This window comes from Methylobacterium sp. J-077 (assembly GCF_022829365.1).
Classification (GTDB): Bacteria; Pseudomonadota; Alphaproteobacteria; order Rhizobiales; family Beijerinckiaceae; genus Methylobacterium.
In genome coordinates, this window is the sequence record NZ_JAKSYJ010000119.1 from 98,348 (window position 1) to 111,931 (window position 13,584).

12 protein-coding genes and 1 tRNA gene are annotated in these 13,584 nt (G+C 68.7%); 4 read left to right on the forward strand and 9 right to left on the reverse strand.

The features are described 5' to 3' along the window. Positions 1-6 precede the first annotated feature (6 nt). Both MKL11_RS13450 and selA read right to left on the reverse strand, forming a co-directional pair. Positions 7-483, reverse strand: a complete 477-nt coding sequence (locus MKL11_RS13450; RefSeq protein WP_243944237.1) for a MarR family winged helix-turn-helix transcriptional regulator — start codon at positions 481-483, stop codon at positions 7-9. A 114-nt stretch (positions 484-597) separates the two neighbouring features. Further along, complete coding sequence (gene selA, locus MKL11_RS13455; RefSeq protein WP_243944240.1) at positions 598-2,055, reverse strand: L-seryl-tRNA(Sec) selenium transferase; 1,458 nt, start codon at positions 2,053-2,055, stop codon at positions 598-600. A 249-nt stretch (positions 2,056-2,304) separates the two neighbouring features. On the opposite strand from selA, the gene MKL11_RS13460 reads away from it, so the two are divergent. Then, on the forward strand, positions 2,305-3,318 hold the full coding sequence (locus MKL11_RS13460) for an SDR family oxidoreductase (protein ID WP_243944242.1): 1,014 nt from the start codon (positions 2,305-2,307) through the stop codon (positions 3,316-3,318). Beyond that, positions 3,319-4,236, forward strand: coding sequence for an alpha/beta fold hydrolase (locus tag MKL11_RS13465; protein WP_243944244.1), 918 nt, complete (start codon positions 3,319-3,321; stop codon positions 4,234-4,236). 3 nt (positions 4,237-4,239) lie between these two features. Here MKL11_RS13465 and MKL11_RS13470 read toward each other — a convergent pair whose 3' ends face one another. Continuing rightward, on the reverse strand, positions 4,240-5,244 hold the full coding sequence (locus tag MKL11_RS13470; protein ID WP_243944246.1) for a threonine dehydratase: 1,005 nt from the start codon (positions 5,242-5,244) through the stop codon (positions 4,240-4,242). A gap of 124 nt (positions 5,245-5,368) precedes the next feature. Between MKL11_RS13470 and MKL11_RS13475 the strand changes: the two genes are divergently transcribed. Further along, the gene (locus MKL11_RS13475) at positions 5,369-5,929 is read left to right on the forward strand and encodes a hypothetical protein (RefSeq protein WP_243944248.1); all 561 of its coding nucleotides are present in this window, start codon (positions 5,369-5,371) and stop codon (positions 5,927-5,929) included. Continuing rightward, positions 5,851-6,132, forward strand: a complete 282-nt coding sequence (locus tag MKL11_RS13480; protein WP_243944250.1) for a helix-turn-helix transcriptional regulator — start codon at positions 5,851-5,853, stop codon at positions 6,130-6,132. The genes MKL11_RS13475 and MKL11_RS13480 overlap by 79 nt, the downstream gene beginning before the upstream one ends. A gap of 97 nt (positions 6,133-6,229) precedes the next feature. Here MKL11_RS13480 and MKL11_RS13485 read toward each other — a convergent pair. From MKL11_RS13485 to tig, 6 genes are all read right to left on the reverse strand, one after another. After that, positions 6,230-6,305: transfer RNA gene (locus tag MKL11_RS13485), tRNA-Val, on the reverse strand. A gap of 49 nt (positions 6,306-6,354) precedes the next feature. Beyond that, on the reverse strand, positions 6,355-7,074 hold the full coding sequence (locus tag MKL11_RS13490) for an aspartate/glutamate racemase family protein (protein WP_243944252.1): 720 nt from the start codon (positions 7,072-7,074) through the stop codon (positions 6,355-6,357). A 72-nt stretch (positions 7,075-7,146) separates the two neighbouring features. Beyond that, on the reverse strand, positions 7,147-9,573 hold the full coding sequence (gene lon / locus MKL11_RS13495) for an endopeptidase La (protein ID WP_243944254.1): 2,427 nt from the start codon (positions 9,571-9,573) through the stop codon (positions 7,147-7,149). Between the two features lie 250 nt (positions 9,574-9,823). After that, on the reverse strand, positions 9,824-11,095 hold the full coding sequence (clpX, locus tag MKL11_RS13500) for an ATP-dependent Clp protease ATP-binding subunit ClpX (protein WP_007567156.1): 1,272 nt from the start codon (positions 11,093-11,095) through the stop codon (positions 9,824-9,826). Between the two features lie 184 nt (positions 11,096-11,279). Next, on the reverse strand, positions 11,280-11,906 hold the full coding sequence (locus MKL11_RS13505) for an ATP-dependent Clp protease proteolytic subunit (protein WP_007567155.1): 627 nt from the start codon (positions 11,904-11,906) through the stop codon (positions 11,280-11,282). Between the two features lie 125 nt (positions 11,907-12,031). Then, positions 12,032-13,453, reverse strand: a complete 1,422-nt coding sequence (gene tig, locus MKL11_RS13510; protein WP_243944256.1) for a trigger factor — start codon at positions 13,451-13,453, stop codon at positions 12,032-12,034. Positions 13,454-13,584 lie beyond the last annotated feature (131 nt).

Here is a 13,584-nt window from a genome sequence, read left to right on the forward strand (position 1 = left end):
AAACCGTCAGTCGGTCCCGTTGCCGTTCAGCCGCTCGATCAGGATTCCGAGATCCTTGCGCAGGGCCTGGATCTCCGGCTCGCTGAGTTCGAGCTGGCACATCACGCTCTCGCGCACCGTCACGGCCTCCGAGCGCAGAGCAGCGCCCTGCTGGGTCAGCGCGATCTCGACCTCGCGCTCGTCGGACTGGCGCCGGGTCCGGACCAGAAAACCCGCGCTCTCCAGGCGCTTCAGCACCGGCGTGAGCGTGCCGGAATCGAGCCGCAAGCGCCGGCCGATCTCCGAGACCGTCACGCCGTCCTGCTCCCACAGCACCAGCAGGACCAGATATTGCGGGTAGGTCAGGCCGAGACGCTCCAGAAGCGGCCGGTAAGACTTGGTCATCCGATGCGCGGCAGCATAGAGCGCGTAGCAAAGCTGGTTATCGAGCAGGAGCGGATCCGTCACATGCTCCGTCTCGACCGTGTCCACTGTATACGACATGTGTCTCGCCCATCGCGGTCCGAGTGCCGCTTGTCTCGCACCGCGACCGCGGGTTGGTCATCCTAGCATAACATGCTCACCACGCGCGCAAACGCCTGCGCGACCAGCCCTTTCTCAACAACCCCGGCGCCCGGGCGCTCCGTCGCCTGGCGATGACAAGTTCGACAGGCTGTTCAAGAACCCGGATTCGTCCTCCAGCGTACGAAGGTCGAGCATGATGGCATCGCCGCTGATGCGGCCGATCACCGGCACCGGCAGGCCGCGCAGGCGTTCGGCGAGGCGCTTGCAGCGGCCCCCGGCGCCGCGGCGCCCGCCCTCCCCCTCCGGAGTCAGCACCAGGGCGGCGCTGGGCAGGGTCTCCACCGGCAGTGCTCCGGAGCCGATCTGGCTGATGCACTCCGTCACCGAGACCGTGGCCCACCCGGACAACCGCGCGGCGACGGCCTGCGCGATGGCGCGGGCCTGCACGTCGATCGCTGCACGCGTGCGGGTGAGCAGGCGCAGGGTCGGCAGTTCCTCGGGCAGCCGCTCCGGGTGGAGGTAGAGGCGCAGCACCGCCTCCAGGGCCGCGTAGGTCATCTTGTCGACGCGCAGGGCCCGCTTCAGCGGGTTCTTGCGCACCCGGGCGATCAGGTCCTTGCGACCGGCCACGATCCCGCACTGGACCGCACCGAGCAGCTTGTCGCCGCTGAACGTCACGACATCGGCCCGCGCCAGGGCGGCCCGGACGGTCGGCTCGGGGGGCAGGCCGTAAGCGGCGAGGTCGACGAGGCTGCCGCTGCCGAGATCCTCCGCCAGGGGCACGCCGTGCTCCCGGCAGAGGGCGTGGAGCGCCAGCGGCTCCGCCTCCGCGGTGAAGCCGGTGATCGCGTAGTTGCTCGGATGCACCTTCATGACCAGGCCGGTGCGCGGGCCGAGCACCTCGGCGAAGTCGCGCAGATGGGTCCGGTTGGTGGTGCCGACCTCGCGCAGGCGGCAGCCGGCCCGGGCCATCACGTCGGGCACCCGGAACGAGCCGCCGATCTCCACGAGCTCGCCGCGCGAGACGACGACTTCCTTGCGCATGGCGAGCGCGTTCAGCACCAGCAGGACCGCGGCGGCGTTGTTGTTGACCACCACGGCGGCCTCGGCCCCGGTCAGGCGGCAGATCAGGGCCTCGACGTGGTCGTCGCGCTCGCCCCTGGCGCCGGTGGCGAGATCGAATTCGAGGTTGCTCGCCTGGACCATCACGGCGGCCACCGCCTCGGCGGCCGAGCGCGGCAGCAGCGCCCGGCCGAGATTGGTGTGCAGCACCGTGCCGGTGAGGTTGAAGACCGGCCGCAGAGACGGCCGCCGCTCGGCGGCGAGCCATTCGGCCGCCGCGGATCGGATCGCCGCCTCGTCCGGCACCGGGCCGCCCGCCGCGCGGATCCCGGCGAGGATGGCCCGCACCGCTTCGGTGAAGGCCGTGCGCCCATAAGCGGCGAGGATGTCATCCGGGGCCCCGCCGACGAGACGCTCGACGGAGGGGATCCGTCGCGGGGCCTGTGCGGCGGCATCAGGGGTCGGGCCGGGTGCTGCGGAGCGTGTCATGTGCCGCTGAGAGATAACGACGCCCGCGCGCAGGACCAGCCCGGTACGTCATGCGATCCCCGCAGGATCGGCAGTCGGGCGGCCGGTCGGTCATGCCCTCGGGCCTGGCAGACTGCGCGTCGATGCTCTGTCGCGCACTCTCGCGACGGCCGGCCGAAGCGCCTGCGACCCGATCACCCCCGGCCGGTCCGGAACCAGGCCGCCCGTCGGGCGACTACCCCTCAGCGTGAACGCGGACGGGGAAGACCGATGAAGCACAAGCCGCTGAGCGAGCAGGTCGTGGTGATCACCGGCGCGTCGTCCGGGATCGGCCTCGCGACGGCCCGGATGGCGGCGGAGCGCGGCGCCCGGGTCGTGCTGGCCGCCCGCAGCGGTGAGGCCCTGGCGCGGATCCAGGCCGAGATCGAGGGGGTCGGCGGCAAGGCGCTTCACGTGGTCGCCGATGTCGGCAATCGCGCGGAAGTCCAGACAATCGCCGACCGGGCGATCGCGACGTTCGGCGGCTTCGACACCTGGGTCAACGTCGCGGGCGCCTCGATCTACGGCCGCCTGCGCGAGATCAGCGACGCGGACCATCAACGGCTGATCCAGACCAATCTCTGGGGCACGATCTATGGGTCCCTGGTCGCCGTGGAGCACCTGCACGAGCAGGGCGGCGCGCTGATCAATGTCGGCAGCATCGCCTCCGACCTCGCCTTCCCGTTCCAGGGCATGTACGCGGCCTCGAAGCACGCCGTGAAAGGCTTCACCGACGCCCTCCGCATGGAACTGATGGTCGAGGATGCGCCGATCTCGGTGACCCTGGTCAAGCCGGCCTCGATCGACACGCCGCTGCCGCAGCGGGCGCGCAACTACATGGACCGCGAGCCGAGCCTGCCGCCGCCGATCTACCCGCCCGCGGAGGTCGCCAACGCGATCCTGCACGCGGCCGTGCACCCGCAGCGCGACATCTTCGTCGGGGGCGCCGGCAAGGCCTTCGTCGCCGGCAAGCAATTCGCCCCGGGCGCCTACGATTACCTGGCCCCGGCGATCATCGCGATGCAGAAGCGCGGCATCCCGCCCCGCGACCCGGCCGGCGCCCTGCACGCGCCGGTCTCTGCCGGCGCCACGCGCGGCGACCCGCCCGTCTACGTCATGCGCACCAGTGCCTACACCCGGGCGAGCCTTCACCCTTTGGCCACGGCGGCGGGTCTGCTCGGGGTCGGCGCGGTGGCGGTCCTGGCGCTGATCGGGACCGCTCCGGCCCGCAGGAAGCGCCTGTAATTGGCCCTCGCCGCGCGCTCCCTCCCGGGGCCGGCCCAGCCGACGCGGGATGAGCAGGCCGATCCCCGCATCGTTCCGCGCCGGTTCGTCCACCTGCCCGACGACCGGACCATCGCGTATGCCGAGACGGGGGCGGGCCCCGACCTCGTGGCGATCCACGGCACGCTGATGTGCCTGGAGGACCAATGGCTCGGGCCGGTGCCGGCCCTGGCCCAGCATTTCCGGGTGGTCGCCGTCGACCGCCCCGGCCACGGGTTCAGCCTGCGACCGCGGGGACGCGGCGCCGACATCTGGGATCAGGCCGCGCGCATCCGGGACGCCGTCCAGCGCTTGGATTTGAAGCGTCCGGTGATTCTCGGGCACTCGTTCGGCGGCGCGGTCGCCCTGGCCTACAGGATGCTCTACCCGGACGAGATCGCCGGAATCGTCGCCCTGGCGCCAGTCTGCTTCCCGGAATTGCGCCTGGAGCACCTGCTGTTCGGGCCGCGGGCATTGCCCTTCGGCGGCGATCTCCTGACCCGGATCCTGCACGCATCGAGCGATCCGGCCCTGCTGCTGCTGCTCTGGAACGCGATGTTCCTGCCCCAGGCGATGCCGCAGCGCTTTCGCCGTAACTTTCCGTTCGCGCTGGCCGGCCGCGCCGCGCAGATCACCGCCGAAGGCGAGGATGCCGGCCGGCTGTGGCCAGGGCTCACGCGCAGCGCGATGCGCTACCGGACGCTCGACGTTCCCACGCATATCCTGTGCGGCAGCGCCGACCTCGTGGTGAACACGCTGATGCACGGGCTCCCCGCCAGCCGGATGATCCCAGGGGCGACCTTCGAGCTGCTGCCCGGCGCCGGCCACATGGTCCAACAGTTCCACGCCGACACGATCGTGCGGGCGGTGCGGACAGTGCGGCTGCGGTCCGGTGCGTGAGGTTCATTGCCCGCCGGGTCCCGGCTCCGCGCGACCCGGCAAGCCTGGCGTGGCTCCGGCGAGGATCGCCGCCAAGTCGCCGGTGTCGAGGTTGCCGCCGGAGAGAACCACGCCGACGCTTCGGCCGAGGTTCCTGTCCCGCTCCTTGAGCAATCCCGCCAGCGCGGCCGCACCCGCGCCTTCCGCGACGTTGTGGGTGCAGCGATAGAGAACCCGCACGGCCTCGGCGATCGCGCGGTCCGAGACCGCCACGATATCGTCCGCGCCCCTGGCGTAGAGGGCGAGGGCTTCCGGCACGGGCACACGCACCGCCAAGCCGTCCGCGAAGGTCCGCGGACTGGCGGTCGCCACCGGCCTGCCGGCCCGGACCGACAGCAGCGCGCCTTGCGCTTGGTCGGACACCACCCCGACGATCCGCGTCCCGAGCCCGAGGGCATCGCGCGCGGCGATCACGCCGCAGATGCCCGAGCCGCACCCGATCGGAACATAGACGGTCTCGAGATCCGGCTTCGCCTCGAACATCTCGACGCCGTAGGTTGCCACGCCGCGCACCAGTTCGCGGTGGAATGGCGGCACAGGGAACAGGCCTTCGCGGGCGGCAACCCGCATCGCTTCCTCGCGGGCCTCGTCGAAATCGGTGCCGAAGACGCGCAGGTCGGCCCCGTAGGCGCGCATGGCGTCGTTCTTCTCCGGCGCGTTGCCGTGCGGGACATAGATGACTGCGGCCAATCCGGCCGCGACGGCCGCGCGCGCCTGGCTTTGGCCATGGTTGCCGCGCGTCGCGGTCACGATGCCGGCGCATCCCGGATGGGTGCGCCGCAGCCAATCGATGAACGTGATGCCGCCGCGCACCTTGAACGCCCCGGTGGGTGCGTGGTTCTCGTGCTTGATCCAGACCTGTGCGCCGGTCGCCTCGGATAGCTGGGGCCAATGGTGCAGGGGCGTCGCGCGCATGTCGGCATGCACACGGCCACAGGCCGCTTTCAGGTCTTCGTAGGAGAACAGCATCGCCTCATCGCTCGCTTGCCGACTCATTCGGTCGGCGCGATAATGCCCGCAGGGCGCTGGGGGTGTCTTGAACGGAATGCATGCCCATTCCCAGATCGCCAATCTGGCAGTCGCGGGGACGAGGGTGGAACTCTGGCCCGGTGCGGCCTACGTGGTCGACACAACCTGTGTCGCCGCGACGCTCGGATTTGCGTTCGAGGGGCAGCACGGGATCGACGCGATCGACACCGGGCGCCGGCGACCGTTCCGGCGGCGGATCAACAGTCTCGCCTGGATCCCGCCCGGCTGCCCGGTCTATTCCCAGTCCGATCGCGGCGGCGAGTATCTGGTGATCCAGGCCGTCCCTCCCGAACGGATCGGGCATGCCGATGCCGGGCAACGCCCGGTGACCAACGTGTTCGGCGCGGACGCCGTCGCGGTCGCGTACCGGATCCGGCTCGCCGTGCTGACCGGCGACACCGTTGGGTGTGCGGCGGCGGTGGACCACCTCTGCGCCTGCCTGCTGGACTGGTTCTTCCGAGGTCGAGATCCGAGCCACGACTGGCTCACGGACAGGCGCCTCGCGGCGGTCGATCGCTATCTCGACCGGCACATGCACGAGAGCATATGCATCGCCGACTGGCGGCCGAACTGGACCTCTCGGTCGGCTTCCTCGTGCTGGCCTTCCGCAAGGCGCTCGGCGTGACGCCGCACCGCTACCTGATGGAGCGGCGCTTGGCGCGCGCGCGGACGCAGCTCGCATCGGGCCAGACCATCGCCGCTGCCGCGCAGGAATACGGTTTCGCAGACCAAGCCCATCTCACGCGCCATATGCGCCGGACCCTCGGGATGACACCGGGAGCGTATCGCCGCGCGGTGTCGGACGCAGCGGGGCCTCTACCGGGATAATTCCAGCCTGCTTCAAGCTGGCCCTATCAACGAGAGCCGCCGCGAAACGCTCCCGGCGTCGGCCGGGTGCAAGATCGGTCAAAGGATTGCCGTTCCCTGGTGGGCGGTGACGGGCTCGAACCGCCGACCCTCTCCGTGTAAAGGAGACGCTCTACCAACTGAGCTAACCGCCCGGCGGCCGATCGTTACGGCATGGGGTCGGTGCGAGGCAAGGGGGCGTGGTCAGGAGGCGGCGAGCCGGCTTGCGAGCCCCGGCGCCAGGCCGATACTTTCCACCGGGGTCGGGCCGGGTGTCGGTGCCGGGGGTGCCGCCGCGGCGGCCAGGACCGCACGGGTGCCGGCTTCCACCGAGCAGATCAGCTTGCACGAGACCTGCGGGGCGAGGCGCTGGGCGAGGCCTGCGAGGCCGGCGCCGCCGAGGATCACGGTGGCCGCGCCGGCTTCGTGGCAGTCCCGGCAGGCCTGAGCCAGGGCGGCGAGGGCGCGATCCGGCTCCCGCGCGATCTCACCGCCACTCGGGGCGACCGTGGTGATCGCGGCGAGGTGATCGGATAGGCCGAGCGTGCCGACGAATTCCTCGAGCATCGGCTTCCAGGCCGCGCCGCCGGTGACGATGCCGAATCGGCCGGCGGCGGCCTCGCGGCAAGCGGCCTCGGCCATGCCGACCACCGGGACCGGCGACAATTCCCGCAGGGCGAGGAGGCCGGGATCGCCGAAGCAAGCGAGGTAGACCGCGTCGCACCCATCCCTGTGTTCCGCCAGGGCGTCGAGGGCGGCATGGCCGGCGATGGCCGAAGCCGCCCGGCTCGCGATGTAGCGGGCGCCGAAGCGGCCGGTCACCGCCCGCAGCTCGGCCCGGTCGCCGATCTGGCGGCGCACATGGGCGGCCACGAGATCGGTCACGGCCTGGCTGGTGTTGGGGTTGATCAGCAGGATGCGCATCGCCGGGCTCTCCCCACAAAAAAGCCCCCGGAGCCAGGCTCCGGAGGCCGATGTCGTCACGTCACAGGTCGGTCAGTGAGCGATGAACGCCGCGCCGTCCTCGTCCGTCCGGGCGGGTTTGGCCACGGGCAGCGGCTCCTCCCACTCGATGGCGACCGGCACGCGCACCAGGGCCTTCTCCAGCACCTGATCCATGCGGGAGACCGGGATGATCTCCAGCCCGTTCTTCACGCTGTCGGGCACCTCGGCGATGTCCTTGGCGTTCTCCTCGGGGATCAGCACTGTCTTGATGCCGCCGCGCAGCGCCGCGAGCAACTTCTCCTTGAGACCGCCGATCGGCAGCACCCGGCCGCGGAGCGTCACCTCGCCGGTCATCGCGATGTCGCGGCGCACCGCGATGCCGGTCAGCGTCGAGACGATCGCGGTGGCCATGGCGATGCCGGCGGACGGACCGTCCTTCGGGGTCGCCCCTTCCGGAACGTGGACGTGGATGTCGCGACGCTCGAACAGCGGCGGCTCGATCCCGAAATCGATCGCCCGCGAGCGCACGTAGGAGGCGGCCGCCGAGATCGACTCCTTCATCACGTCCTTCAGGTTGCCCGTCACCGTCATCTTGCCCTTGCCGGGCATCATGACACCCTCGATCGTCAGCAACTCGCCGCCGACCTCGGTCCAGGCCAGACCCGTGACCACGCCGACCTGATCGTCTGCGTCGATCTCGCCGTAGCGGAACTTCGGCGGGCCGAGGAAGACCGGAAGGGTATCCACATTCACCGCGACCGACTTGGTCTTGGTGATCAGGATCTCCTTCACCGCCTTGCGGATCAGGTTGGACAGCTCGCGCTCCAGGTTGCGGACGCCGGCTTCCCGCGTGTAGCGGCGGACCAGCATCATCAACCCGTCGTCGTCGATCGACCACTCGTGCGTCCCGAGGCCGTGCTTCTTCAGGGCGTTCGGGATCAGGTGCTTGCGCGCGATCTCGACCTTCTCCTCCTCGGTGTACCCGGCGATGCGGATCACCTCCATCCGATCCATCAGCGGGCCGGGGATGTTGAGGGTGTTGGCCGTGGTCACGAACATCACGTTCGAGAGGTCGTAATCCACCTCCAGGTAATGGTCGTTGAAGGTGGCGTTCTGCTCCGGATCCAGAACCTCAAGGAGCGCCGCGGACGGATCGCCGCGGAAATCCATGCCCATCTTGTCGATCTCGTCGAGCAGGATGAGCGGGTTCGAGGTCTTGGCCTTGCGCATCGACTGGACGATCTTGCCGGGCATCGAGCCGATATAGGTCCGACGGTGACCGCGGATCTCGGCCTCGTCCCGCACGCCGCCGAGCGACATGCGCACGAACTCGCGACCCGTCGCCTTGGCGATGGACTTGCCCAGCGAGGTCTTGCCGACGCCGGGGGGGCCGACGAGGCACAGGATCGGGCCGGTGAGCTTGTTCGCGCGCTGCTGCACGGCGAGGTATTCGACGATCCGCTCCTTGACCTTGTCCAGGCCGAAATGGTCGTTGTCCAGCAGGACTTGGGCGCCGAGCAGATCCTTCTTGATCTTCGAGCGCTTGCCCCACGGGATGCCGAGCATCCAGTCCAGATAGTTGCGCACCACCGTCGCCTCGGCGGACATCGGCGACATCTGGCGGAGCTTCTTCAGCTCGGCGGTGGCCTTGTCGCGGGCCTCCTTGGTGAACTTGGTCTTCTCGATCTTCTCTTCGAGCTCGGCCAGCTCGTCGCGGCCATCCTCGGAATCGCCCAGCTCCTTCTGGATCGCCTTCATCTGCTCGTTGAGGTAGTACTCGCGCTGGGTCTTCTCCATCTGCCGCTTGACGCGGGTCCGGATGCGCTTCTCCACCTGCAGCACGGAGATCTCGCTCTCCATCAACGACAGCACGCGCTCCAGGCGCTGCGCCACCGTAGGCGTCTCCAGGATGCCCTGCTTGTCGGAGATCTTGACCAGCAGGTGCGAGCCGATCGTATCGGCGAGCTTGGACGGCTCGTCGATCTGGGTCACGGCCGAGACGACCTCCGGGGAGATCTTTTTGTTGAGCTTGACGTAGTTCTCGAACTCCGAGAGCACCGAGCGCGCGAGCGCCTCGGCCTCGACGCGGTCGCCAAGCTCGTCGTGCAGAGCCTCGGCGGTGGCCTCGTAATACTCGTCGGAGCGGGTGAAGCCCGTCACCTTGGCGCGGCCGATGCCCTCGACCAGCACCTTCACGGTGCCGTCGGGCAGCTTCAGCAGCTGCAGCACGGAGGCGAGGGTGCCGATCTTGTAGATCGCATCGGTGGCCGGATCGTCGTCGCCCGCATTGATCTGGGTGGCGAGCAGGATGTGGCGATCGGTGCGCACGGCTTCTTCGAGGGCGCGGATCGACTTCTCGCGGCCGACGAACAGGGGCACGATCATGTGCGGGAAGACGACGATGTCGCGCAGGGGGAGAACGGCGTAGGAACCCGTCGAGCCCGGGACGACCGGCTGGCGCGATTTCGACTGTGTCATGGGGGACTTCCTCTCAGGGACGCCCGGCTTCGGTCCCCCCGGCGATGGGGCGAACCGACTGCCAGGGGCCGACCGGGCCGCGAGGGTCGGGATGGTCGTGAACTTTGCGGCTGGCGACGCGGACCGTTCCTCGAAGGAGCGAGCGGCCACCGCGATGAGCCTGAGGTGGCTGCGGGGGGCAGCGTTTTCAAGATGTTCCCCGCAGCGCGCCCGGCCGGAGCCGGGCGCTTAATGCAACCCTACCAAGCGCTTACGCGCTCACGCTGGCGGGCGCTTCCTTGTTGCGGTCGCCGTGGATGTAGAGCGGGCGCGACTTGCCCTCGACCACTTCCGGACCGATCACGACCTGCTCCACGGATTCGAGGCCCGGCAGATCGTACATCGTGTCGAGCAGGATCGTCTCCAGGATCGACCGCAGGCCACGGGCGCCGGTCTTGCGCTCGATCGCCTTGCGGGCGACCAGCGACAGCGCATCGTCCTGGAACGTCAGATCGACGTTCTCCATCTCGAACAGCCGCTGGTACTGCTTCACCAGGGCGTTCTTCGGCTCCTGTAGGATCTTCTTCAGCGCCGCCTCGTCGAGATCCTCGAGCGTCGCAAGCACCGGCAGGCGGCCGACGAACTCGGGGATGAGGCCGAACTTCAGCAAGTCCTCCGGCTCCACCGAGCGGAAGATCTCGCCGGTGCGGCGGTCGTCCGGGGCCTGCACGCTCGCGCCGAAGCCGATCGACGTGCCCTTGCCGCGCTGGGAGATGATCCGCTCCAGCCCCGCGAAGGCGCCGCCGCAGATGAACAGGATGTTGGTGGTGTCGACCTGCAGGAACTCCTGCTGCGGGTGCTTGCGGCCGCCCTGCGGCGGCACCGAGGCGACCGTGCCCTCCATGATCTTCAGGAGCGCCTGCTGCACACCCTCGCCCGACACGTCGCGGGTGATCGACGGGTTGTCGGACTTGCGCGAGATCTTGTCGATCTCGTCGATGTAGACGATGCCGCGCTGCGCCCGCTCGACGTTGTAGTCGGAGGCCTGGAGCAGCTTGAGGATGATGTTCTCCACATCCTCGCCGACATAGCCGGCCTCGGTCAGGGTCGTGGCGTCCGCCATGGTGAACGGAACGTCGAGGATCCGGGCCAGCGTCTGCGCGAGCAGGGTCTTGCCCGAGCCGGTCGGCCCGATCAGCATGATGTTGGACTTGGCCAGCTCGACGTCGTTGTGCTTCGTCGCGTGCGCGAGCCGCTTGTAGTGGTTGTGCACCGCGACCGAGAGGACCTTCTTGGCGAAGTCCTGGCCGATGACGTAATCGTCGAGGACCCGCCGGATCTCCTTCGGGGTCGGCACCCCGTCGCGGCTCTTCACCAGCGAGGATTTCGACTCCTCGCGGATGATATCCATGCACAGCTCGACGCACTCGTCGCAGATGAACACGGTCGGGCCGGCGATCAGCTTGCGGACCTCGTGCTGGCTCTTGCCGCAGAACGAGCAATACAGCGTGCTCTTGGAGTCGTTGCCGCCAGTCTTGCTCATATCGGTCTCCGATTCGTCGCGTTCGCAGCCGGCTAAGGGCGCACGCGCATCGTTTCAACGTAAGGGGGCCCGCTTAAAGAAACAGTATGCTGCGCGTCTTTGACCGATGGGCCCTGTCATCGGATGCAAACACGCTGCCGCGGCGGGATCAAGGCCACGCCACGGCGGTCAGGCGACGCAACCCTCAAGCAGCGGCGGGCTCGGGGCGCTTCTGGATGACCTCGTCGATGAGACCGAACTCCTTGGCCGCATCCGCGGTCATGAAATTGTCGCGCTCCAGCGCGTTCTCAATGGCTGCGTAGTCACGGCCGGTATGCTTCACGTAGATCTCGTTCAGGCGCCGCTTCAGCGCCTCGATCTCGCGGGCATGGATCAGGATGTCGGTGGCCTGCCCCTGGAAGCCGCCCGAGGGCTGGTGGACCATGATCCGGGCGTTCGGCAGAGCGAAGCGGTGCCCGGGCTCGCCGGCCGTGAGCAGCAGGGAGCCCATCGAGGCGGCCTGGCCGACGCAGAGGGTCGTCACCGGGCAGCGGATGAACTGCATCGTGTCGTAGATCGACAGACCCGAGGTGACGACGCCACCAGGGGAATTGATATAGAAGGAAATTTCCTTCTTGGGGTTCTCGGCCTCGAGGAACAGCAGCTGCGCCACGATCAGCGAGGCACCGTAATCCTCCACCGGACCGGTGAGGAAGATGATGCGCTCGCGCAACAGGCGGGAGTAGATGTCGAAAGCACGCTCGCCGCGGCTCGACTGCTCGACGACCATCGGCACGAGCGCGTTGTTGTAGACGTCGATCGGATCTCTCATCTCGTCCTGCCCAGAGTGAGGCCCGGGGCTGCCGCGAATCAGGGCAGCCCGGGCATGTCAGCGAACACCGGCGATGCTTAACCATCGCCTAACCCTATGCCCGCCGTCCTGGGACAGTGCGGGGCTCAGTCGGCCTTTGCCTCGGTCTTGGACTCGTCCTTGGCCTCGGCCTTGTCTGCCGGCTTCTCGCCGGTCGTATCGTCGTCATCCTCATCGGCGAAAAGCGTCTCTTTCGAGACCGGCTCCTCGACGAGTTTGACTTGACCGAGGACGTGGTCAACCACCTTCTCCTCGAACAGCGGCGCCCGAAGCTCGGCGAGCGCCTGCGGGTTCTTGCGGTAGAAGTCCCACACCTGCTGCTCCTGGCCCGGGAACTGCCGGACCCGAGCGATGAGGGCCTGGTTCACCTCCTCGTCCGAAACCTTGATATCGGCGCTCTCGCCGACCTGCGCAAGCACGAGACCGAGGCGAACGCGACGCTCGGCGATCTTCCGGTAGTCGGCCTGAGCCTTCTCCTCGGTGGTGTCCTCGTCCGCGAAGCTCTTGCCGCGTGCCTTGAGGTCCTGCTCCACCTGCGCCCAGACGCTGGCGAATTCCTGCGCGACCAGGGAGGGCGGCAGCTCGAACGCGTACTTACCGTCGAGCGCGTCGAGAAGCTCCTTCTTGAGCTTGCGGCGCGAAGCCGCCTCGAAGTCGCCGCCGATCGCCTTGGCGATCGCCTCGCGCAGCTTCTCCAGGGAGTCCATGCCGAGCGACTTGGCGAACTCGTCGTCGATCTTGGCCTCGCCCGGGGCCTGGATCTTGGTGACGGTCACGTCGAACGCGGCGTCCTTGCCGGCGAGGTGCTCGGCGCCGTAGGCCTCCGGGAAGGTCGCCTTCACGACGCGCTTGTCGCCGACCTTGGCGCCGACGAGCTGCTCCTCGAAGCCCGGGATGAACGAGCCCGAGCCGAGCTCCAGGTCGATCCCCTCACCCTTGCCGCCCTCGAATTCCTCGCCGTCGATGCGGCCGACGAAATCGATGGTGACGCGGTCGCCGTCCTGGGCCTCGGCGCCCTCGTCCCGCTCGGTGAACGGCCGGCTCTGGCCGGCCATGCGCTGCAGCGCCTCGTCGACCTCGGAGTCCTCGGGCTTGGCCACGAGCTTCTTGAGGCTGACATCGGAGAGGTCCGCCAGCTCAAAGCTCGGCATCACCTCGAGGGCGACCTTGAAGGCGAGGTCGGCCTTGGCGTCCAGCGCCTTCTCGATCTCGGCCTGGTCGGTCGGGAATTCGACCTGCGGCTCCAGGGCGAGCTTGAGGTCGTTGTCGGCCACGATCTTGCGGTTGGCCTCGTTGACGGCGTTCTGCACCACCTCGGCCATGACCGAGCGGCCGTAGACCTTGCGCAGATGGGCGACTGGGACCTTGCCGGGGCGGAAGCCCTTGAGCTGGACCTTGTCCTTCATGCCCGAGAGCTCGGTCGTCAGGCGCTCCTCGAGTTCGTGGGCGGCCAGCAGCACCTGAAACTCGCGCTTCAGACCCTGGGCGTTGATCTCGGTCACCTGCATCGTCGTCGTCGCTCTTCAAAAGACCTTGTGGTCGCCGGCCGGGCCGGCGTCATACGGCTTGGTCGCGCGGTCCGGGATACGACGGTGTCGGATACGGGGATGAGGCGGCCCCGAGCGGAGCCGCGCCATCT